This is a genomic window from Flectobacillus rivi (genome assembly GCF_030056655.1).
In the GTDB taxonomy this organism is placed as follows: Bacteria; Bacteroidota; Bacteroidia; order Cytophagales; family Spirosomataceae; genus Flectobacillus; species Flectobacillus rivi.
Map to the genome: position 1 here is coordinate 46,986 of NZ_JASHIE010000003.1, position 24,326 is coordinate 71,311.

General features: G+C 38.0%; 18 protein-coding genes. 6 read left to right on the forward strand and 12 right to left on the reverse strand.

Annotated elements, in window-relative coordinates:
• Positions 1-463: 463 nt before the first annotated feature.
• The 3 genes from QM481_RS04655 to QM481_RS04665 all read right to left on the reverse strand — a co-directional run bounded on the left by QM481_RS04655 (position 464) and on the right by QM481_RS04665 (position 3,726).
• The gene (locus QM481_RS04655; RefSeq protein WP_283380817.1) at positions 464-1,801 is read right to left on the reverse strand and encodes an ammonium transporter; all 1,338 of its coding nucleotides are present in this window, start codon (positions 1,799-1,801) and stop codon (positions 464-466) included.
• A 128-nt stretch (positions 1,802-1,929) separates the two neighbouring features.
• Positions 1,930-3,036, reverse strand: a complete 1,107-nt coding sequence (locus QM481_RS04660; RefSeq protein ID WP_283380818.1) for a porin — start codon at positions 3,034-3,036, stop codon at positions 1,930-1,932.
• Between the two features lie 342 nt (positions 3,037-3,378).
• Entirely contained in the window at positions 3,379-3,726 is a 348-nt protein-coding gene (locus QM481_RS04665) for a 4Fe-4S dicluster domain-containing protein (protein WP_095165955.1), read from the reverse strand.
• A 221-nt stretch (positions 3,727-3,947) separates the two neighbouring features.
• Between QM481_RS04665 and QM481_RS04670 the strand changes: the two genes are divergently transcribed.
• Positions 3,948-4,964 (forward strand): aldehyde dehydrogenase family protein, encoded by a 1,017-nt coding sequence (locus tag QM481_RS04670; RefSeq protein ID WP_283380819.1) that lies wholly within the window; start codon positions 3,948-3,950, stop codon positions 4,962-4,964.
• 205 nt (positions 4,965-5,169) lie between these two features.
• Here the strand turns inward: QM481_RS04670 and QM481_RS04675 are convergent, their stop codons facing one another.
• From QM481_RS04675 to trpS, 3 genes are all read right to left on the reverse strand, one after another.
• Entirely contained in the window at positions 5,170-5,604 is a 435-nt protein-coding gene (locus tag QM481_RS04675; RefSeq protein ID WP_283380820.1) for a DUF2147 domain-containing protein, read from the reverse strand.
• Between the two features lie 35 nt (positions 5,605-5,639).
• Positions 5,640-6,197 (reverse strand): phosphatase PAP2 family protein, encoded by a 558-nt coding sequence (locus tag QM481_RS04680; protein WP_283380821.1) that lies wholly within the window; start codon positions 6,195-6,197, stop codon positions 5,640-5,642.
• Positions 6,198-6,511: 314 nt separating this feature from the next.
• Positions 6,512-7,486, reverse strand: coding sequence for a tryptophan--tRNA ligase (gene trpS / locus QM481_RS04685; protein ID WP_166552197.1), 975 nt, complete (start codon positions 7,484-7,486; stop codon positions 6,512-6,514).
• Positions 7,487-7,650: 164 nt separating this feature from the next.
• Between trpS and QM481_RS04690 the strand changes: the two genes are divergently transcribed.
• Entirely contained in the window at positions 7,651-8,337 is a 687-nt protein-coding gene (locus QM481_RS04690; RefSeq protein WP_283327240.1) for a DUF2461 domain-containing protein, read from the forward strand.
• A gap of 66 nt (positions 8,338-8,403) precedes the next feature.
• Entirely contained in the window at positions 8,404-11,976 is a 3,573-nt protein-coding gene (dnaE, locus tag QM481_RS04695; RefSeq protein ID WP_283380822.1) for a DNA polymerase III subunit alpha, read from the forward strand.
• A 266-nt stretch (positions 11,977-12,242) separates the two neighbouring features.
• On the opposite strand, the gene hmpA is transcribed toward dnaE, so the two are convergent.
• The 6 genes from hmpA to QM481_RS04725 form a co-directional block, all read right to left on the reverse strand.
• Positions 12,243-13,430: an NO-inducible flavohemoprotein gene (hmpA, locus tag QM481_RS04700; protein ID WP_283380823.1), complete on the reverse strand. Its 1,188-nt coding sequence runs from the start codon at positions 13,428-13,430 to the stop codon at positions 12,243-12,245.
• Between the two features lie 186 nt (positions 13,431-13,616).
• Positions 13,617-14,051, reverse strand: coding sequence for an RrF2 family transcriptional regulator (locus QM481_RS04705; protein ID WP_166552199.1), 435 nt, complete (start codon positions 14,049-14,051; stop codon positions 13,617-13,619).
• A 118-nt stretch (positions 14,052-14,169) separates the two neighbouring features.
• Positions 14,170-15,540: an APC family permease gene (locus QM481_RS04710; RefSeq protein WP_283380824.1), complete on the reverse strand. Its 1,371-nt coding sequence runs from the start codon at positions 15,538-15,540 to the stop codon at positions 14,170-14,172.
• Positions 15,541-15,670: 130 nt separating this feature from the next.
• Positions 15,671-16,741, reverse strand: coding sequence for a mandelate racemase/muconate lactonizing enzyme family protein (locus QM481_RS04715; RefSeq protein ID WP_283380825.1), 1,071 nt, complete (start codon positions 16,739-16,741; stop codon positions 15,671-15,673).
• Between the two features lie 9 nt (positions 16,742-16,750).
• Positions 16,751-17,791, reverse strand: coding sequence for an N-acetyltransferase DgcN family protein (locus QM481_RS04720; protein WP_283380826.1), 1,041 nt, complete (start codon positions 17,789-17,791; stop codon positions 16,751-16,753).
• A 91-nt stretch (positions 17,792-17,882) separates the two neighbouring features.
• Positions 17,883-20,408: a serine hydrolase gene (locus tag QM481_RS04725; protein ID WP_283380827.1), complete on the reverse strand. Its 2,526-nt coding sequence runs from the start codon at positions 20,406-20,408 to the stop codon at positions 17,883-17,885.
• Between the two features lie 149 nt (positions 20,409-20,557).
• Here QM481_RS04725 and QM481_RS04730 point away from each other — a divergent pair, with 149 nt between their 5' ends.
• The 3 genes from QM481_RS04730 (at position 20,558) to QM481_RS04740 (ending at position 24,295) form a co-directional block, all read left to right on the forward strand.
• Entirely contained in the window at positions 20,558-21,013 is a 456-nt protein-coding gene (locus QM481_RS04730) for an Lrp/AsnC family transcriptional regulator (protein WP_283380828.1), read from the forward strand.
• 60 nt (positions 21,014-21,073) lie between these two features.
• Positions 21,074-22,705 (forward strand): M28 family metallopeptidase, encoded by a 1,632-nt coding sequence (locus tag QM481_RS04735; RefSeq protein WP_283380829.1) that lies wholly within the window; start codon positions 21,074-21,076, stop codon positions 22,703-22,705.
• A 213-nt stretch (positions 22,706-22,918) separates the two neighbouring features.
• Positions 22,919-24,295 carry an MBOAT family O-acyltransferase gene (locus QM481_RS04740; protein WP_283380830.1) on the forward strand — a complete coding sequence of 459 codons (1,377 nt, stop codon included), beginning with the start codon at positions 22,919-22,921 and terminating at the stop codon, positions 24,293-24,295.
• Positions 24,296-24,326 lie beyond the last annotated feature (31 nt).

Sequence of the window (24,326 nt, forward strand, 5' to 3'; positions counted from 1 at the left end):
ACGCTTCCATAAAAGCAAAATCTGTAAACCAAATTCATCGAATATAAAATAAGTTTCTGTTCTCTATATCTGCAAATATCGGAAAAAAGGAGCGAAAATGGTAGAAAAATTGAATAATCAACCAACTAGCGAGCCAAAGTAAATGAATCGATTAGTAGGATTGCTTAGAGACATCCAAAACTTACAACCAATACATACATTCACATACCAACCGTTCACGTTTTGGGTCTTTACGAGGGTTGGTTCTGATAGTAAATGGCTTTGAAAATTTGAGTCCTTTTCCATTCTTTTTTTTAACTGCAACTGACACTTTACTGACATTTTACTGACACTTTAGTGACAATTCGAAAATGTGGTGGTGTATATAACAACAAAATGCCCTCTGACATAGTCTGAGGGCATTTTTTCTGAAACAAAACCACAAGAACCATTACTTGTGGTCATGCTTGTATAGTTATTAATCCTAAACTTCTACTAAAGATTCGTCGTGTTGTGAGATATCCAAACCAACTCTTTCTTCTTCTTCTGTTACACGCAATGGAATAATTTTGTCTGTGATGAACAACAATGCGTAAGATGCTAAGAAAGCGAATGCTGATACTACAACCAATGCAACGATGTGTTTGATGAACAATGAAGCGTCGCCACCGATGAATAGACCTTCTTCAGCTACAGCTCCGTTGATTGCTTTTGAAGCAAACAAACCTGTCAACAACATACCCATCATACCACCAGTACCATGGCAAGGGAATACGTCTAATGTATCATCCAATTTAGAGTTAGCTCTCCAGTGTGCAGCGATGTTTGAAACGATTGCCGAAACTGTACCGATGAAGATAGCCGCTGGAACAGAAACGAAACCAGATGCTGGCGTGATTGCTACTAGACCAACTACTGCACCGATTGAGAAACCTAATGCTGATACTTTGCGTCCACGTGTTACATCAAACAATATCCAAGACAAACCTGCTGAAGCTGCCGCTACGTGTGTTGTTGCGAATGCTGAAACTGCTAAAGCACCTGCACCTACTGCTGAACCAGCGTTGAAACCAAACCAACCGAACCATAATAAACCTGTACCTAACAATACGTAAGGGATGTTTGCTGGAGGAAGGATGTTTGCTTCTACGTGTGATTTACGACGTTTCAAGTAAATAGCACCTGCTAAAGCTGCCCAACCTGCTGACATGTGTACTACAGTACCACCTGCGAAGTCAAGAACACCATATTTGAACAACCAACCATCTGGGTGCCATGTCCAGTGAGCTAATGGAGCATATACTACCACACAGAACAATACCATGAACAATACAAAAGCACGGAAGTTGATACGTTCAGCCAAAGCACCTGAAATCAAAGCTGGAGTGATTACAGCGAACTTCATTTGGAAAAATGCAAACAAAGCAAACGGAATCGTTGGAGCTAATGACCAAGGTTTACCATCAAATACACCTTTGAAGAAAGCATATTCAAATGGGTTTCCAATAAGACCATTGATTGAGCTACCAAAAGCTAATGAGAAACCGAAAATTACCCAAATCAATGTGATTACGCCCATCGCAATGAATGATTGCAACATTGTTGAGATTACGTTTTTGTGGTTAACCATACCACCATAGAAGTAAGCCAAACCTGGGGTCATTAATAATACAAGACCTGCAGATACTAACATCCATGCGATGTCACCAGTGTCAAGACCTTCTGTTACAGCAGGACCTGGAGTTGGAACACCAAAGGCAGCAAAAAGCGCAATTGCCAAGAGGATCAACATTGGGATCCAAGTTGGTTTTTGTTGTGTCATGATACTAAAAGTTTTAGGGTTTATGGATTTTGTTTTCAGAGAATGTCAAACGTTGCCGTCGGACAATTATCTTAAATTAAGTCAGGAATAAAGGGATAGATATTCCTGACTTAGTTATAATATCGTAATTAGAATTTGTAAATCATTGCCCAAGTGAATGTTGACTGAGATTTAGTGTCTTTTCCGTCACCATCTACGAAGAAGTTTTTATCATAAGAGTCAACTCTGAATTCTGGTTTCAATAACAAATGACCATCAGCTACTGTGAAAGTTGGAGTGATTGTGAATGAATTTACACTAACACCATTTCCTTTTGCATCGATCAAAGCAGTTACACCGTCTTTGTTTGAGAATGATTCGTAACGTGCACCTAAGCTAAACGTACTTGAGAAGTCATATTTAGGATACAAAGCGATACCGCCCCATGTTTTACCACCTTGCTCACCAGTTGCTGCGTTCAAACCGAACAAGAATTTGTCAGTAACTTGGTAAGTTGTAGTCAAATCTAACAAGTTATAAGTTCCTGTTGGAGTTACGCCTGTTACTGGATCTTTTGAGTTACGGTTAATAGTAATACCGTTTACATATACATTCCATCCTGCTGTTGGTTGAACAAATACTTGTGCAATCAAACCTGGCTTGTTGTTGTTGCTATACAATTGGTCAACACCACTTACGATACCACCCATCAACGCAAATTTGTCAGACACTGCGTAAGCAGCTTTAACACCTACATGGTAGAATGGACCATTGTTGAATAAGTTAGAAAGCGAGTAGTGGTAGTTAGCTGGAGCATCGATTACTTCATAACCAATATGTGTACCAAACTGACCAGCTGTTAAAGTAAATTTATCTGTAGCCTTCCAGTTGAAATAAGCTTGTTTGATAATCAAAGAAGAAGATCCGTCTTTTCCTAATGGACCAATATTGTTTCCGTAGTTTCCTAAGTCAGCGTTCGGACCGAATGTCAAGTCTAAAACAACATCAGATTTGCTTGTCGAGTATCCAATCTTCGTTTGAGCCAAACCTAAAGAGAAACCAGTTTTTTGATCAAATGCTCTAGCTGTACCAGAAGCACCTGTGTTCTTCATATCTCTAGGATTATTGAAGTTTGATAAATAGTAAGAATCAATGTATCCAGAGAATGTAAACTTACCTTTATCTTCTTCCTTATCTTGAGAAAATGCAGGAACTGCTAAAAACAAAGAAAATAATGCCGTTAAAGTCTTTTTCATAATATTATTTGGTTAATTGATTAATTATTAATGCTTGATTACAGTGCAAATATTATAGGTAAAAATCATTAATCCAAATTTTTTAGATAATTTTTAAACCTATTTTTTGCTATTTTTCAAAAAATAATCCAAAATCAATCTTTTTATAAACCAATAATATCACTTTTTACATAAAAAATAAACAAACTAGTTCGTTTTTAAACTTATTTGGCAAAACGACTAATATACCAAATATTATTTTTTGCACATTTCAATATTTTTTTGCATTTTTCTAACAAAAAAGCCCCGATTTCGAAAGAAATCGGGGCTTAGAGCCTTTCAGTACAATTGTACTATACCATGTTATTCAGCATGTAACCATGCTTTTTTAGCCAACAAAGTTTCTTCGTCTTCCACATACTCTGGGTCTGGAACACAACAGTCAACTGGACAAACAGCTGCACATTGTGGTTCTTCGTGGAATCCCATACATTCAGTACATTTATCGGATACTATATAGTAAAACTCGTCAGAAACCGGAGCCATTGGTTCTTTACCGTTGATAACAGTACCGTCTTCCAATTCAACATCGACCAATTTTGTCCCACCTGACCAAGTCCACTCTACACCACCCTCATAGATTGCAGTGTTTGGGCATTCTGGCTCGCAGGCTCCACAGTTGATACACTCCTCAGTGATAATAATTGCCATAGCTTTTTAAATAATTGATTAAAACGTTATCGGTTTATGGCTATCGGTTAATCGGAAAAGATTATCGCGCTAAATTCAAAATTTATTGATAATGGTTTTGATAACTGATAACTAAACGCAAATTTAATAAGTAAACAGCGAATAGACTAGATAGTTTGAAGACTATTGTAAAAATTTTATTTCCTCTTTTTGATTACCTTTGTGAAAATTATCGAATGATTATGACATTAGAAGCAAAAATTGAGGCTTTTTTGGCGCTTGGACGCTTTTTGAAAGACTCAAAAAATCAATCAGAAATTGAACTTTGGGTAGATTTAGCATACCATCAAAACAACTGGTTTACTCCAGAAAATACCCGCTCGGCTATTGAGGCTATCGCTAATTACTTCTTGGATGAAACGGCTATTCGCCAATGGATTGGTAATTATCAAATCCCAAGCGAAAACCCTAATCCTCAACGTGTAGGCTTAATCATGGCTGGCAATATACCTGCGGTAGGCTTTCATGATTTATTCTGTGTGTTGATTTCTGGTAATATCTGTGTAGTAAAACTTAGTTCGCAGGATACCGCTTTAATGAGAGGGCTGATCTCTAAATTGTTAGAGTTTGCACCAGCACTTCCGATTGAATTTGCTGAGCAAATGAAAAATGTAGATGCTTTGATTGCAACTGGCTCAGACAATACCGCTCGTTATTTTGAATATTACTTCCGTAATAAACCACATATTATTCGTAAAAACCGTAGTTCGTTAGGTATTATCAAGGGTGACGAAACAACTGAAGAGTTTTTGGCACTAGGAAAAGATATTACCTCTTACTTTGGATTGGGTTGTCGCAATGTTTCTAAATTGTATGTACCGAAAGGTTATGAGTTCATTAGTTTCTATGATGCTATTGAGCCATTAGGAGACATTTTCTTGAATCATAAATACAAAAATAATTACGACTATAATAAGTCTATTTATTTGATTAATGGGGTAAAACATTTCGACAATGGCTTCTTGGTAGCTACACCAAGTGAAAATTTGGTCTCTCCTATCTCTGTTATTTTCTATGAGGAATATGAAAACGAACAAGATTTGACAGAAAAGTTGGCTGTTCATGAGGAAAAAATTCAGTGTATCGTTGCAAAAGATGGTTGGTATCCTAATTCAGTTCCCTTCGGAGATGCACAATGTCCGAAATTGGCAGATTATGCCGATGGTGTAGATACCATGAAGTTTTTGTTGGAAATGTAAGGTACTTTGTTTGAATTGAGTGAGTGCTGATTGAGTGATTTGTGATTATTTTAAAAATGTACATGCGAATCATACAGCATAGAAATATCAAAAGGGGGTTGAAAATTTTTTCCACCCCCTTTTTTGATGCTTAAATTCGTGATAACCCATGGTTAGAAGCAATACATTTATAAAAAATAATCACTCAATTCACTCAATCTAGAGGTTATTCCCTTGTAAAGGTAACCGACTTACCAAAAATTGGTTTGCCAATATATCCTCTTACATCTAAGGTATTACTGTTTTTGAGTGTTAAAACACAGTCGTACGTTTTCCCACTTCTCGGGTCATATATAGTCCCGTTTCTCCAAGTATTCTTTGATTCTGCAATAAAGTTTTTCAACAAAATCAATCCCAACATGGGTTTATTGCGCAATGACTCATCTTGATTTTTGGTATCCAAAACAGGTTTTCCGTTAACCGAAGGTTGTTTAAGCCAAGCTATCTTTCCATGATACTTTCCGTTTTCTTCATAGATTTGAATTTTGGAAAGCTTATCTGCTGTGAGCCACATTCCTTCGACAGAGGTACTTTCTGTTTTATAAAAATGAGAAAACAACAAAATAAAGCCGATTCCAAAGAGGTTAATGAGCATTTTCATAGATTATCAAATATTGAGTATTGTTAAAGAGTAAACTATTTTGAGCTCTGAATGTTCTGAAACACTTTAACTACTCCATAAGCTGCAATTGAGCCAATTAAAGCTCCACAAATTACATCGCCAGGGTAATGAACTCCAACATAGATACGACTGTAACTTACAATTATTGCCCAAGGAAATAAAAATTTGACCCAATTTTGGCTTTTCCCGTAGATCAAATAGAAAAAAACAGCCAACGTAAAACTATTGGCGGCATGAGAGCTACAAAACCCATACTGTCCTCCACAACCTCCTACCAAATGTATCACACTGGCTAAACTAGGCTCATGACAAGGTCGTAATCTAGCGACCCAAGGTTTTAACAAACCAGAACAAACTTGGTCTGAAATCAAAATACACAATAGTATAGCAACAAGTATCTTCCAGCCTGACTTCCCTTCTTGTTTAAAAATAAAATAGAGAAAAAAAAGATACAAGGGAATCCATGTAAATTTATTGGTCATCAAACTCATAAAACTGTCCATGACAGGATGATGAATACCATTCAACAAAAGAAAGGCTTGTGTATCTAATGATTTGAGCGCTTCTAACATAAATATGAGGCTATTCTTATCTGAAACAGATGGATAAGGAGAAAATTAACCGTGTCAAAATTAAGTAGGTATGAGTGCTGTACGAAGGATTCTCAACTATTGCAGATTTGGGATTTCGGAAATAAAGTAAAATATCTTTATTTTTTACAAAATATAGAAGTCTACACTTCCGAAATCCAACATCCGATATCCGAAATAAATGGTTTTTATAACTTCGTAAAGTGCTAGTTGTGAATTTGAGTATTTAGACGTTAACAAATACACTCAAAACTCAGCACTCACAATTCAGCACTCACTTGACACGGTTTGGTATTTTAAATAAATCTTAAAACTTTACGCACACGCTCAATCGTTGCTTTAGCAATTTCTTCTGCTTTGGCTTCTCCGATTTTCAATTTTGCTTCTAGTTCGTCTAAGTTGTTCATGTAATATTCAAACAAACGTCTTTCTTCAGCAAACTCACGAACTAACACCTCATGCAATGCTTGTTTGGCATGACCGTAGCCAAAGCCACCTGCCAAATATTTTTCACGCATTGAGGCAATTTCTTCAGCTGTTGCTACTAATTCGTACAATTTGAAAACGTTACAAGTATCTGGATTTTTAGGTTCCTCTAAAGGGGTGGTATCTGTTACAATTTTCTTAACAACTTTCAATAATTCCTTTTCTGGTAAAAACACATCTATAAAGTTGCCATAAGATTTACTCATCTTTTGCCCATCAATCCCAGGAATCGTCATAACTGACTCGTCGATTCTTGCCTCTGGAAGCACCAAAACCTCCTCCTCATACTGACGATTAAATGCCGAAGCAATATCACGTGTCATTTCAAGGTGCTGACGTTGGTCTTTTCCTACGGGCACCAAATGTGCATCATATAAAACGATATCTGCTGCCTGTAAAACTGGGTAGGTAAACAAACCTGCATTGACACTTGCCAACTTTTCAGATTTCTCTTTAAAGCTATGGGCATTTGCCAACATTGGGAATGGCGTAAAGCAATTAAGATACCACATCAATTCGGTATGATAACCAGCCAATCTTGATTGACGATAGAAAAAGTTTTTCTCAGGGTCAAATCCGCAAGCCAACCATGCAGCTGCAATAGCATAAGTATTTTGACGAAGTGCATCACCATCTTTCAAACTTGTTAAAGTATGTAAGTCGGCAATGAACAAAAATGATTCATTATTTGGTTCTTTAGACAAGGCTACGGCTGGGCGAATCGCTCCCAAAATATTTCCCAAATGTGGACGCCCCGATGCTTGAATGCCTGTTAGTATTCTCATGCTAGAAGGATTAATTGGTTCTTTGTGATATTGAAGCCTTCGCAAGCTTCGAGTCCATTTTTATACAAAATTCCACAAATTCCTCCAATCCGTCAAATCATGGTTTGAACATTTTGAGTAACTTCACAAATAAGAACTGATACAAATCTATAAAAAGTAAACACATGGCCATTACTCAACAAACTTTTGACTTCCTTAATCAACTCAAAATCAACAACAACCGAGAATGGTTTCACGCCAACAAGAAAGAATATGACGGAGTAAAAGCAAGTTTTGAAGAAAGTATCCAAGAATTAATTAATAGTATTGGAACATTCGAAAATCTATCTGGCGTAAAAATTAAAGACTGTAATTACCGAATTGCCCGTGATGTACGCTTTTCGGCAAACAAAGATCCTTACAAAACATGGCTCTCAGCTAGTTTTTCGGAAGGCGGTCGCAAGTCTGGGAAAATGGATTACTATTTACATATCGAAAATGGTGGTTCATTCCTTGGAGGAGGTATGTATTCGCCAACTGCCGAGCAACTCGCCGCTTTTCGTCAAGAAATAGATTTTAGTCCAGAAAGTTTAAAAGGTATTATCTTTGACCCTCTTTTTGTCAAAACCTTTGGAACGCCCGAAGGTGAGAAAGTAAAAACGTCTCCAAAAGGTTATGATAAAAACCATCCAGAAATTGAGTTATTGAAATGGAAACAAATGTTTTTCTGGAAAAAATTCACCAATGAAGAGGTGCTTTCGCCCAACTTTGTGGAACAGGTAACTGAAACCTGTAAGATATTAAAACCTTATTTGGATTACCTGAACGTAATTTTCTTTGACCACGAAGAACCAGATATTCAGTTGTTGTAGAAATGAAATTAATTTTGAAATAGGTTTCTTTAAACCATTTCTTTGCCAATATTACTTTTAGAAATTATGCAATTTAGTCACTTACACTGTCATACGCAGTACTCCTTACTTGATGGAGCTTCAAAAATTTCGGGGCTTTTTGCCAAAGCCAAGGCTGATAATATGCCTGCTGTGGCCATTACCGACCACGGAAATATGTTTGGAGCTTTCCAATTTGTGGCCGAAGCTGGAAAACATGGAGACGTAAAACCTATCGTAGGTTGCGAGTTTTATGTCGTGGACGATCGTCACAAAAAAGCTTTCTCCAAAGAACAAAAAGACCGTCGTAATCACCAATTGATGCTTGCCAAAAACCGTAAAGGTTATGAAAACTTGGTAAAACTATGTTCATTGGGCTACATCGAGGGTTTATACGGTAAATATCCTCGTATTGATAAAGAGTTGATTCTACAATACCATGAAGGGTTAATTGCCACTACATGCTGTATCGGTGCGTCTGTTCCTCAAGCCATTTTGAGACACGGTGAAGAAGAAGCAGAGAAAGAGTTCAAATGGTGGCTGGATTTATTTGGTGAAGACTATTATATCGAGGTACAAAACCATGAAATTCCTGACCAGTTGAAGGTCAATGAGGTTTTGTTAAAGTTTGCGAAGAAATATAACGTAAAAGTTATTGCGTCGAATGACTCGCATTATCTCGACCAAAAAGATGCCAACGCCCACGATATTTTGCTTTGTATCAACACTGGTGAAAAGCAATCTACGCCAACTTACAAGGATGTAGATGATGGCGAAAGCGTGAAGGGAAAGCGTTTTGCTTTTTATAATGACCAATTTTATTTTAAGTCAACACAAGAAATGACTGACCTTTGGAGTCATATTCCAGAGGCAATTGACAATACCAACGAAATCGTTGGCAAGTGTGACCATTTGAAATTGAAGCAAGATATTTTGCTTCCTAACTATCAAATTCCAGCTGGTTTTGTTTCTCAAGATGATTACCTCGAACATTTGACATGGGAAGGCGCTCGTAATCGCTATGGTGAAAACTGGGAGGAACCTCACATTAAAGAACGTTTGGCGTTTGAGTTGCACGTAGTTAGAACGATGGGATTTGCAGGTTACTTCTTGATTGTACAAGATTTCATCAATGCAGGTCGAGACTTAGGCGTATTTGTAGGACCTGGTCGTGGTTCGGCGGCTGGTTCGGCGGTGGCGTACTGTATCGGTATTACCAATATTGACCCGATTAAATACAACCTCCTATTTGAGCGTTTCTTAAATCCTGACCGTAAATCAATGCCCGATATTGATACGGACTTTGATGATGAAGGTCGCCAAAAGGTGATTGATTATGTAGTAGATAAATATGGTAAACAGCAAGTTGCGCACATTGTAACGTATGGTACAATGGCTGCCAAAATGTCTATCAAAGACGTAGCTCGTGTAATGGATTTGCCACTGAATGAATCCAATGAGCTGGCAAAATTAGTCCCTGACAAGCCTGGTACTAGTTTGAATAGGGTAATGAACGCTCCATTAATTGGGGAAAAATCACTTGCTGAAAAAGAACAATTACAAGCTGAAGACATTGAAAACGTTAAGAAGCTCCGTGAAATACGTCGAGAAGGTTCTTTGCGTTCAAAAGTCTTAGAAGAAGCCTTGGTTTTGGAAGGTTCTGTACGTGGTACGGGTATTCATGCTGCTGGGATTATTATTGCACCCAAAGATTTAACAGAAATCTTGCCTGTTGCTACTTCAAAAGAAGTAAACTTATTGATTACCCAATTTGAAGGAAAAATCATTGAAGATGCAGGGGTAATCAAAATGGACTTTTTGGGTCTGAAGACCCTATCTATCCTCAAGGAAGCTCTTCGTTTGATTAAACAAAATTATGGTGTTGAGATTGATTTAGATACCATTCCTCTTGATGACGTAAAAACTTACGAATTATATCAAAGAGGCGAAACAAACGCTACCTTCCAATTTGAATCTGGTGGGATGCAAAAGCACTTATTGGATCTAAAGCCCGATCAATTCTCGGATTTGATTGCCATGAACGCCTTGTATCGTCCTGGTCCAATTGCCTATATTCCCAACTTTATTGCTCGTAAACATGGTCGTGAGGAAATCTCTTACGATTTGCCCGACATGGAGGAATACTTGGCGGATACCTATGGAATTACCGTTTATCAAGAGCAGGTGATGCTTTTGTCTCAGAAATTAGCAGGATTTTCAAAAGGAGATGCCGACGTTCTGAGAAAAGCGATGGGTAAAAAAGACCGTTACACGCTTGATAAAATGAAAAGTAAGTTTGTGGATGGTGCCAAAGAAAAAGGGCATCCAGAAGACAAACTCAATAAAATCTGGACAGACTGGGAAGCCTTTGCTCAATACGCCTTCAACAAATCTCACTCGACTTGTTATGCTTTTGTAGCCTACCAAACTGGTTATTTGAAAGCCCACTATCCTTCGGAATACATGGCTGCGGTGATGTCTAACTCTTTAGGCAACATTGAAAAGATTACATTCTTTATGGAAGAGTGTAAGCGTATGGGATTGCCTGTATTGGGACCAGACATCAATGAATCTTACCGTTCTTTTGCCGTAAACAAAAAAGGAGAAATTCGCTTTGGTTTGGGTGCTATTAAAGGAACTGGTGATGCGGCTGTAGAATCAATCATCGAGGAGCGAGACAAAAATGGTCCTTACAAGGATATTTATGACTTTGTGACTCGTGTAAATTTGCGTACCGTAAACAAGAAAACGCTCGAAAGTTTAGCGTATGCAGGTGCTTTTGACTGCTATCCAGAAATTCACCGTGCTATCTATTTTGAAGAAAGTGAAGGCTCTACTTTTATTGAAAAAATTATCCGTTATGCCAACAAATCTTCTGAAATAGCTTCTTCGGCACAAGCATCATTATTTGGAATGCTGGGTGAAGGTGGTGGAGCAGATATTGCCAAACCTAAAATTCCAAGTATCGAAAAATGGTCGCAAATGGAGCGATTAAAGTTCGAAAAGGACGTCGTGGGTATCTATATCTCTGGTCACCCACTCGATACATATCGACTTGAGTTGGATAGTTTTTGTACCACCACTTTGGATAAAGTAATGGACCCTGCATACAGAGGAAAAGAAGTGAGTGTTGGAGGAATTGTCACGAAAGTAGTGGAACGATATTCTAAAAATGGAAATCCATTTATGTTGTTCACACTAGAAGACTATAATGGTAGTTATGAGTTTGCGCTTTTTGGGGAGGATTTTGTCAACTTATCAAAATATGTGTCACAAGATAGATTCTTGTATGTGAGAGGTACCGTTCGCAACCGTTGGGGCAAACCTGACGATTGGGAATACAAGCCTATGAGTATGCAGTTGCTTTCTGAAATTAGGGATAAATACACCAAAGAACTCAGCATTACACTAGGATTGCAGTCTGTAAACGCTATGATTGTGGATTCTTTGAATCAACTTTTCCTTAAACACCAAGGTACGTGTAGTGTTTCGGTAAAAGTTGTAGACCCTGAAGACAAAGTTGAGGTTACTATGCTTTCAAGGAAAAATAAAATTTCTCCCAATAATGAATTCTTGGAGGAGCTTCAGCAAATCAACGGAGTGACTTTTAAGTTGAACTAATTGGAAGGGCATAGTTAGGAAGGAACAAAGGCAAAAGTTAGTTCGAAACTAAGTCTTGAACTAGGAAGTTACTATCTTTTTAAAGCGCCTTAGGTGCGACAGAAAGCCAATTATATGGAAATCTGTCGCACCTAAGGCGCTCTTTATAATACTGCAGGAAATGATTCTTTACTACCAAACTTTCGTTCCTACGGAGCTGAAACATTAGATAAGACTCAGAAAAATTTCCAAATAAACAGCTATATCATATTCATTTTACTATTTCTCTACAAATCTCCACTTGGACCAAAAAACTCATAATGTAATTGCCCTTCTGGAATTTCTAAGGCTAAAAGCATTTGTTTGACTTGTTTCATAAATGGTACTGGACCACAGAAATAATATTCAGCATCAAGTGAAGAGATATTTGCTTCAAGGATTTCAGACGTAAGTAAACCTTGATAATTTGGTTGGTCAGTCGCGGATGGCTCATCATAAATGGAAATCACCTTCAAGCTTTTCTTTTTATCTGCCAACTGACGACTTCTTTGGTCAAAAGCGTGAACAGCTCCATTTTTAGCACATTGAATAAACAAAACTTCGTTTTCGGCGTGATGAAATAAGTGCATATACATACTCATCAACGGTGTAATACCAACACCACCAGCAATCAAAACGATTGGTTTTTGCGTTGGTTCTAATACAAATTCACCTGCAGGAATTCCCAAATTGATGGTATCTCCTACCTGCGCTTTTTCATGTAAATAATTTGAAACAACACCTGCTGGATTACCTGTTTCCTTTTTAACCGAAATTCTTAAAGTATTTTGAGTAGTACAACCAGACAAACTATAATTACGAGTATGCGTATGCTCAGCGCGTGGAATACTGACATTTACAGCCACATATTGCCCTGCTTTGAAGGTTGGAATAGCTGTATTATCAGAAGGCTTCAGATAGAAACTTGTAATGATACTCGAATCCTCCTCTTTTTTGACAATCGTATAGCTTTTCTGTCCTCGGTAACCACCCTCCGCTTTCTCAGCTTCTTGATAGATATTTTCTTCGATACCTATCAACAAATTGGCTAACTCTTGATAAGCCTCTGCCCAAGCATTAATGATATCATCAGTTGCTGCATCTCCCAAAACTATCTTGATAGCTTCCAATAAATTGGTTCCCACAATATTATACATCTCAGGGGTAACTGATAAACTGGTATGTTTCTGTGTAATTTGTGTGATTGCTTTTGCCAAAACCGCAGGATTTTCAATATTGGCAGCATAAGCGTAAACCGCATTCGCCAAAGCACGTGGTTGTGTTCCATGTACTTGGTGTGTCATATTAAACACATTTTTGAGAGAAGGATTTCTTTCAAATAACAACTGGTAAAAAGTTTTCGTAATTGCCTCTCCATGAACAGCCAATACAGGCACGGTAGCCTTTACGATTTCTATAGTTTTTGCACTTGCCATAATCTTACAATGAAGAATAAAAGACCTTTTAATCTTTTATATAATTAAAAAAATGTGTTTTAAAGAAAATGATTACATGGTGATTTGCCAAAGACATAATGATTACTCATAAACAGTTTTTCATCCAATCCGTAGGAATACCATTTACAAAAATTCCAATGATTTATAGACACTCACCCAAAAAGTCTATCGCTTCAAAAAAGTTAAGCCATCAGCCAGACCTGTAGCCACATCAAAGAGTGTGGTCGTTTCAAGAAGCTTGGTAATGTCTGCTCTAATTTTAGCAAATTGACGATGTAAAGGACAAGGATTTGCTCCGGAACACTCCTTAAGTCCTAATCCACAACTTTTGAAAATATCATCGCCATCCATTGCACGTACTACTTCAGCCAACTTTTTCTCCTTCATTGCCGATTCAGGAATTTCAAATCCGCCATGCGGTCCTTTTACCGAATCTACAATATGATTCTTGGATAAAACCTGCATGATTTTTCCAGTAAAAGCCTCAGGTGATTCGATGGCTTGGGCAATATCTTTTATCCCCACCCTTTTTTGTACTAAAGACTGAGAAGCAATGTAAATACAGGCCTTGATAGCATATTCACAAGTTTTAGAAAACATAACTACTATTGTTAATTAACGCAACAAAGATAAATCATTAATAAAAGATAAAAAAGTCTTTTATTATATTTTTTTCACAATGCCGATGTGAAAATTTCAGCAATACGCATCAATATGATTAGCCTTTACGTTCTATCTTATTCCAGTAAAAATAAAAAGGTATTCCTGAGGCAATTAACGCTAAGCCAGAAAAAGCCTGTACGGGTTGAGTAAACAACGTGACTGTAACTAATACCAAACAAAACAAGATAAAAATCATGGGTATATAGGGATAGCCCACTACTTTGTAGACCCGTTCGAGCGTAGGTTCTTTCTGTCGAAGCAATATAACGCCGTATGCCGTGGCGCCATAATAAATAAAGGAGGCAAATACCAACATATCGGTCAGTTGGTCGAAACTACCAGACCAAATCAGTAACACCGACCATAAAGCTTGCAATAACAAGGCATAAGAAGGGGTTTGATATTGTGGGTGAATATGTGAAGTTTGCTTAAAAAACAGCTTATCTCTGCCCATGGCATAAAACAACCTTGCCGACATCAGAATAGTGCCATTGGTGGCGTTTAGCGTAGTAAGCAAAATTAAACACGCCAATAAGATCGTTCCGATGGGTCCTATCATCACCTTGGCAACTTCAATGGCTGCAATGGTGTTAGGATTTTCATTCATTTGAATAAATGCCTCAATCGGTAGTATCCGTAGATATACTAGATTGAGCGATACATAAATTAAAATAACCGATAGCGTACCAAAAGTCAGTGCTAAGGGTAAATTCTTTTGGGGAGATTTGACCTCCTCTCCAATAAATCCTATATGATTCCAACCTTCATATCCCCAAAATGCGCCAAGACAAGCTGCAAATAAGGCTTTTATCCAAGTGCCAGCGGTACGATTTTGATAAATTTCAAGAGATGACGAATGGCTTAAGTTTTCCCATGAACCCTGAGGGCTCCATAGTCCCCAAAAAACAAAAATTCCTACTGACAAAAACATCAAAAACGTCAGGCTGTTACTCAATTTCTCAGCAATAGTTAATCCTTTGTAGTTGACATACGTTAACGAAGCAACCAAAAGCGTAGCTATAATTTTGATTAATATGGAAGCCTCGATGAAGTATAGCGGTAAATTTTTGGCAAAAATTGAATAAAAGGATTCTGCAAACACATAGGCTAAGGCGGCAATTGAGGCTGTTTTCATTACTGTAAAATTGCCCCAACCGTACAAAAATGCAAAAAATGGATTGTAGACTTTTCGGTAATACTGATACTCCCCTCCTGAATCAGGAAAAAGACTTGCCATTTCAGCCGTCGTCAGTGCCCCAGCCAAAGTAATAAGCCCTGCAACTACCCAACACAATAACACCAACCAAGGCGAGCCTAATTCGGCTGACATTGGGGCTATTTTTTTGAAAACACCCGAACCAACAATCACGCTTACTACAAGCAAGCTTGCCGAACGAAGTCCTATTTTGGGTTGTAGAAGAGACATAGTTGAGTGCTGAGTTAGGAATGCTGAGTTTTGAGTTTTTTGTAGTATTCGCTTTAGAGTTCTGTAAATATGTCAGAAAACAAGCCAATTCATCGTATTTATGGTGCTTTTTAGAGATTCTCCCTCCTATTTATAGCTTTAATAAAGAAAACCCAAATCCACTTTTTTCATTAAGATACATTAAACCGTTTTTGACTTCAAAACCTCCTGTTACCAAGTCCTCAGCCAAGTCAAAACTGCCATCTAGGTCAAGATATTTTGTGTTGGGACAAGCGTAGGCGAGATGTAATGCTGCTGTGATGCTGGCAATGCTTTCATCGTTACAACCCCAAAATAGACTAATTCCCGCATTTTTGGCAATTTGGGCTATTTCTAAGGCAGGTAAAAGTCCTCCACATTTCATCAGTTTGATATTAAAAATACCAAACCTTTTGGGTTCAGCAGCAAACTTGATGGCATAGTTCGCATCCTTCAAGCTTTCATCTGCAGCAATTCCTGTGGCATAATCTAAGGTTTGATACAAGCTCTTTTCTTCTCCAACCGCTACGGGTTGCTCTACCAATTCAATAGCGAGACTTTGCGTATGTTCAAGCCATTTTAGAAGCGTATCTATATCATATCCTTGGTTGGCATCTACTCGGATTGTTATAGCATTGCCAAACGATTTGCGAAGTGCGACAATTCTTTCTATGTCTTCGTGCCAATCCAAACCAGTTTTTACTTTTAGTGTTGTAAAACCTGCCTCCAGATACTCTTTTGCTTCTAACAAGGTATCTTCCACGCTCTTGATACCGATGGTAACAGAAGTTGGCAAAGCCTCTATCTTTCTGCCATAAAAATCAACTACTGGAATTGCTAAGTATTGGCAAAAAGCATCATGAAGTGCTAAATCAATCGCTGCCAGAGTGCCAGGCAAATACCCAAAATACTGTTGCGATTCAAAGATAATTTTCTGAAAATGTCGAATATCACGTCCTACTAATTTTTGAACAAAATCAGTTTGTAGGGAAGCTAAAGTTTGAGCTGGATTTTCACCAACAACCTCCTCGGCAGGACTTGCCGAACCTACGCCGACAATTCCATTTGCTAATTCTATTTCTAAAAATACGAGTTGAACATCTGAAAATGTACTGTAAGCAATTGTATAAGGTTTGGTAAGTTTCAAATACTTGATATAAGCACGAATAGCTACAATTTTCATGGTGTACGGTTAGTTTAAAATTAGCTTTAAAACCTCCTCTACCCCATCTTGAAGGGGTAAAATGACAGGGATTCCTAATTCTTTTTGGTAGCTATCTCTAAATCCTAGATATTCTTCTTTGGTACAGTCTTCCGTATTCAGTGCCAAAGCTATCACTTCTGCTCCTAGTTTTTGTATTAATTCAATTTCTGAACTCACGCTAGGTATTTCGCCCCAGTGGGGATCATTATCATAATATTTTCTCTTGGGTGCGTGGACTAATACAACCTTTTTAGCATTTCCTGAAATAATGAACTCAAATCCGCAAGGACCGCTTGGGTTTCTTAAGGCAGATTGTCCTTCGAGCAAAATAAAGGCAGGTTTAGCTTCTTTCCAACAAGTAACAATGGCATGTTCTAATTCTCCCGAAACAAAATCATTGAGAGTAGAATCAAATACAAATCCGTATTTTCCGCCTTGTAACCAACCCGTTTGACCCGTATAAATCATTTCTGCGGAGATCCCTTTTTGTTCGGCACATTGGCGTAATAATCTGGCTGTAGTACGTTTTCCTAAGGCACAATCCATACCCATAACTGCCACAATTGGCACATCTACTTGATTAATTTCTCCCGTCCAAAAATGTAAATCCAGGCGTTTCTTGGGCTTACGAATATCTATGAGTTCCAAGTTTTTTTCCGCTGCTAATTTGACAAAAACAGGATTGTCAGTCAAATACTCATGAAGTCCATTTACCACAGAAATACCTGTTCCCAAGGCCTTTTCTACAATTCCAACCATGGCTGGAGGCAATACTCCGCCTACAGTTGCCACACCAATGATTAAATAATGAATCTCTAACAATTGTTCAATAGCTTCTTCCAAAGAACCAAACACTGGTATATTTCGATGTTTTCCATCCAAAACTTCTCCAGCATCTTTGCCCGACAATTTAGGCGTATCGATTACACCAACGATTTCGAATCGCTCGGTACCTCTTATTAAGCCATGTGCCGTTTTGGCGTCGTTTGTTTCTAATAAACCGTTGGTTAATACTATCGCTTTGTTCATGTTTGTGAGGTGATAGGGAGTTTAAATAAGGGCAAAAGCAAATGAATGCGATTGCCCTTTTAGGATTAGATATTAAGGTGAAAAATGAATGTTATCGTTTAATCATTTGTCCAGATAATTTTCCTGTAGGCTTTTGATCTTGCCAAACCAATTCACCATTGACCCAAACCATTTTGATACCTGATGATATTGCTTTAGGATTTTTCACATCTGCATGATCTACAACTGTTTCTGGGTCAAATAGTACCATGTCGGCGAAATAATTTGGTTTGATAAGCCCTCTATGCTGGATACCAAGATTTTCGGCTGTTAGTCCTGTCATTTTATAGATGGCTGTTTCCCAAGAAAATAGTTTTTTCTCTCGAACATATTTACCTAGTACTCTCGTAAAAGCCCCATGCCCTCTCGGATGTCCACTTCCTGCTCCATCTGAACAGATATTCGTATGTGGCCAAGCCAATATGGCCTCCACATCTTCATCGTCCATAGATTTGCCCATGATGGCTTCTATTCCTTCGTCATAATCAGGGTTTTTCTTATCAAACTCCTCCGCTTCGGCTACCAAATCCATCAATGTTTGAGCTTCTGTTTTTCTACGTAAACCAGCAATTTCTGCAAGCGTTTTGCCAGCATAAGTCTTATTCGGAGCAAAACGAACTATGATAGATTCTTTAGGGTCAAAAAGCTGTTCGGTTGCCATCTGGGCACTCTCAAGATTGGTATAATCTCTTTTAGGAAAAAGTACTCTTAAGGTCGAATGCCAGAAAGTATATGGATAGCAGTCAGCCGTAATTTGAATGCCTTCGGCTCTAGCTTCTTGAAGTTTCGCTAATATTTCGTGTGCAGATTTCCATTGAGAACGAAGGGCTATTTTTCCATGAGAAATTTGAACTGGAATTTTTGCTTCTCTGCCTATGTCAATAATTTCGTCGATTGCTTCGGTCAGATTTATATCCTCACTTCTGATATGACTCATATATCGTCCACCGTTTTTGGCAGCAACTTTGGCTAGTGCAAGGACTTCATCACGATTCGAGAAAAAGGAAGATTCATATTCTAAACCTGTATTCAAGCCGATAGAACCCTTTTGAAGTTCACTTTCTAACAAGATTTTCATTTTATCCACCTCCTCAGATTTGGCTGTTCGATACAAACCTCGCGGTCCCATTACCTTCTGTCGGAGCGTCGCATGACCTGTATATGATGCAACATTAACTGCAACAGGTTTTTCTTGCATCCATTTGCTCAAACTATCCATGACATAACTACTACCATCTTGTCCTATAACAATCGTGGTAATTCCCTGACTAAGCATTGGGATAGCAGTTGGCGTTTTATCCAAACTTCCAAAATGGTGACTATGCGAATCAATAAAGCCTGGTGCCAAGATTTGTCCATTTCCATCGGTGACAGTCTCGCCATCAAAAGGCTCTAATTTGCCAATTTCCCAAATCTTATTATCTTTAATCCTAACCTGAACTTGTTGACTAGGTAAACCTGTGCCATCTATCAATTTGATATTTTTGATTAAATGTGTTTTGGGTAAATGAAAAGGTTGACCCGCAAGTATTTTTTTGAGAATATTTCTAAAAATTGGGTTTGTACCATTTGATAGCAAAATGGCAGTTGTCTGGGTTCTGTTATTTCTGTAAATAGCATTTTGAAAACCAACCCATGAGCCTGTGTGTTCAAATCCATTTTCGGTAATTCCCCAACCAAAACCATACGGATAAGTTGTGCCATCTTTGAGTTGAACAGGTTTGAAAGCTTCAGCCCAAGTGGCAGGTTTAAGCACCTTGTTCTCAGTCACCAATTGAATCCATTTATTCAAATCCTCTGCACTTGCATAGATATTGCCATCGCCAACAACCCCATCCAAACGAATGAGGTCATTGGAAATGACTTTCCCATTTTTTCTTTCAAAACCTAAAACATGTTTTCTGTTTTGATTAGGACCATTCAGAAAATAAACAAAAGTGTTTTTTAGTCCAAAAGGTTGGGATATTTGAGTGCTGAAGAAGTGTTCAAAAGAAGTTCCTGATGCTTTTTCAATAATACTTGCCAAAAGCAAATAACCTGTATTACAATACTCCCATTTTGTTCCTGAGGCAAAATTGAGCGGAGGATGTTTTTCAACCAGTAATTGAATGAGCTTATCATTGGTAAGAGTATCTAAGGTATTGAGATGACTCATGGCCAAATCAAAATATTCTGGCAAACCAGAAGTATGCGTCAGTAGGTGACGAATAGTAATCTCTTGATAAGGGAAATTTGGAATAAAATTGATAACCTGCTGGTCATATTCCAATTTCCCTTGCTCAAAGAGTTTCATAGTCATCGTGGCTACGAATTGTTTAGTAATTGAGGCAAGATTGAAGGGCTGAGCCGCATCTAGCGCATTGCGCTGTAAGTAATCCGTGTATCCGAGCGCCTTTTGAAACTTGATTTTTCCTTTTTCAGACAAAAGAACCACTCCACTAAATTGACCTTGAGCATGTAGTACACGCATAGCACTATCCACTTGGACAATTTTCTGAGGAGTCAGCTGGGCAGTCGTCCTGTAAAAAGGATAAAGCACTGCCATAAGCAGCCATAACAAGTTTCTTTTTAGAGGCATTTTATCAGATGTTTATGCTGATTACTTATTCGAAATTTATATTTTATTCTTTAATTTAATAAAAATCATGCTACTAATTTTTGTCATTTTCAAAAAAATAAGCATATTTTGCTTTATTAACATACAATTAAATTATTAAACAGAATATTATGCTGGACTCGACCGACCAACAAATTCTTCAGTTATTACAGCAAAATGCCAAACTAACCATTAAAGAATTAGCCGAAATGTTGAATCTGACCACCTCGCCTGTTTTTGAGCGAATCAAAAGGTTGGAAAAAGAGGGTATTATTTCAGGGTACGTTGCCTTAGTCAACCCCGAAAAAACTGGTCGTGGACAGGTGGTTTTCTGCAACATATCCATGCCCATTTATACCCATGAGAACATCGATACTTTTGAACAAATCGTACAACATATGCCAGAAGTAATAGAGTGCTATCACTTGGCTGGTACGGTGGATTATCAGCTCAAGGTATATGTCAAAGACATCAAAGAGTATGATGGTTTTTTACGCAGAATGGCCGAAATTCCTTCCATAAAGGTGCATAGTAGTACGGTGGTGCTTCATCATGTTAAGTATACAACGGCAGTACCCGTGGACTAAATCTTGTATCTTTGTAAATCAAACTAAATTATTTTCATAAAATCGTCAACACAAAAACCAATGAAATTATCTTTTCTTTCGGCAAGCGCCATGGCTTGTCTTTTGGGTTTTTCGGCTATCGGACAAAAAGGTGGTCCAGAAGTGAAAAACTTAAAAAATATCAATCCTAATGCTATCAAAGCGACCATGACTTTTTTGGCAGATGACTTGGTCGAAGGTCGTCAACCTGGTACAAGAGGCTTTTCGGTTGCATCAAAATTTGTAGAAACTCAAATGATGCGCATCGGCTTGAAACCAGCTATGCCAGACGGCGGTTATTTACAGCCTGTGCCTTTGAAAAAAGGAATCGTGAGTGAAAAACTTACAACCATGACGCTGGGAGAAGAAACTTTGACTTATGGTCAAGAGTTTATCGCTAGTCCGTATATGCCCCAATCTGAATCGTCTGTATCCGCACCGCTGGTGTTTGTAGGATATGGTATTTCAGCGCCAGAAATGCAGTATGACGACTATAAAGGAATTGATGTAAAAGGCAAAATTGTCGTATTTTTCAATGCAGCCCCAGAAAGTTTTCCTTCCAATCAAAGAGCCTATTTTACAACAAACCCTGTAAAATATAACGAAGCTATCAAACGTGGCGCGGTGGGCGTTATCGCTGTAAACTTCCCTAACGATAAGCGTTCTACTTGGGAAGCTACCGTTCGCAGAACTAAACAAGGGACTTTCAAATGGTTAAACAAAGAAGGACAGCCGAACGATGCCTTCCCTGCCTTGAAAGCTGTAGCTACTTTTAATCCTGACAAAGCTGAGAAACTATTTGCCAAATCAGGAAAAACATTTGCTTCGGCAGTAGAAAGTACCAAAGCTAGTAAAGCCGAGTCTTTTGACCTCAATATTCAGGCAACGATTAAAGTGAATACCCAATTTACTTCAGTAGCAGGTTCAAATTTGGTAGGAATCATCGAAGGTTCTGATCCAAAGCTAAAAGACGAATATATCGTTTACACAGCACACCTTGACCACTTTGGTATTGGAGCTCCAGTGAAAGGTGATTCTATTTACAATGGTGCGCATGACAATGCTTCGGGTGTTGCCATTTTATTGGAAATTGCTCAAACGTTTAAAAATTTACCAGAAGCCCCAAAGCGTTCCATTGTTTTCACCATCGTTACAGGTGAAGAATTCGGCTTGCTTGGTTCTGATTATTTTGCTAGTAATAGTCCACTCAATGGAAAAATCGTAGCCGATTTGGCGATTGATATGCCGTTCTTCTTCCACCCTGTTTTGGATATTGTGCCTTATGGTGCACAACATTCAAGTTTGAATCAGCAAGTAGAAAAAACGGCGAAGATTTTAGGATTGGGCATTAGTTCAGATCCATTTCCAGAGCAAGTGGTATTTATTCGTAGCGACCATTTTAGTTTTATCAAAAAAGGTATTCCAGCCTTATTTATAAAAAGCGGTTTTAAAACTGTCCCAAGTGACACGATTGATAGAAGCAAATCTGACGTTGGTTGGAGAAGCACCATCTATCACACACCACAAGACGATATGTCTCAACCCTTTGACTTTGATGCAGCAGCCACTCATGTAAAAGTAAATTATTTGATTGGCTACTATGTAGCACAAGACTCCAAGTCACCAGATTGGAATGTTGGAGATTTCTTCGGAGGAAAATTTGGAAAGAAATAAGTAAAAAAGGAATGACAATTGTCATTCCTTTTTTTATTGGCATTTTTTTTGCGTGTTTTTTTCTTTGTTCTACCTATTCAATAGCTTATCTATACTCGCTTCTTGCACCCTTCCAAAATAGTAAATTTTATTCTAGGCAACGCTCGTCATTCTTTTTCAGTCATTGTAATAAAGAACCATACCTTACTAAATTATAACACACAAACTTAACGTATGCCGTTTAACTCGATTAATTTTATTTATTTCTTTGGCGTAATATGTCCTATTTATTGGCTTTTTAAGGCTAACTTCAAACTCCAAAATATCACTCTCCTTGTCGGAAGTCTATATTTCTATGCACAGGTCGACCTTAAACTTTGTGCTTTGTGGGCTGTAATATCGCTGATAACATGGTCGCTCGGTAATGCTTTAGAGCATTTTCAGCAAAGAAAAACCATCCTATGGCTTGGTCTTTTTCTCATATTCTCACAACTATTTATTGCGAAATATTACAACTGGCTGTTGGGTGATTTTTCAGGTACACTGTCAATCTATAAGTTTGCCTCCACCATTGGGCTTTCTTATTACACTTTGGCTGCCTCTAGTTATCTGGTAGATATTTACCGAAAAAAAATATCGCCTGTCACTAACCCCGTTACCCTAGGAGCTTATTTGTCTTTCTTTCCGCAACTTCTGTCTGGTCCGATTCCTATTGCTTACAAAGATCTTCCTCAATATAGCCAATCGAGAAGTATTTCAATCACTTCTGTTGAGGAGGCTACTCAGCGCATTTTATGGGGAATATTTAAAAAAGTAATCGTGGCTGGGTTATTAGCTAAGCCTGTAGACTATATCTTTTATAACCATAGCGAACTAGGATTTATTTACCTCTGGCTTGCCATTGTCCTCTATAGCTTTCAGGTTTATATGGATTTTTCTGGATACTCAGATATGGCTTGGGGAATTGCCAAACTCTTTGGTATCAAAATCAATGCGAATTTCAACTCCCCATTTATTTCAAGAACAATAGACGAATTTTGGCGTAGATGGCATTTATCACTCAGTGCTTGGCTCAAGGAGTATATATACCTTCCGTTAGGCGGTAGAGGTAGCAGCAAGTGGCAATATATGGTCAATATCTTTATCGTATTTTTTATGAGCGGTGTTTGGCATGGTGCCAACGCCAACTTTATTCTGTGGGGAAGTTTCAACGGACTTTTATTCATATTGGCAATTTTGACAGGTTGGACGAGAGAGAAAAATGATACCCAATATGGCATGAAAGGCTTTTTCTCGATGCTTTTAGTTTTTTTATCTATCGCTTTTACGAGAGTGTTTTTCAGGTCTCCCGACTTTGCTACTGCCATTACCTACTATCAAGACATGTTTAAACTCAATGACTTTTCTATCCCAGATATCGGAATAATGGGACTTGGTTTATCAGCAATGATAGTGTTTGTTGAATGGTTACAGAGAAATAAGAAGCATCCTGCTGATATTTTTGGATGGTCGCTGTCAATTAGATTGGTCATTTACGCCAGTGTTATCAGTGTTATTTACTGGATGTGGCCAACTCAAAATCCCACCGAGTATATATACTTTAAATTTTAATATTACAGACTATAATAGATTAATCAATTTA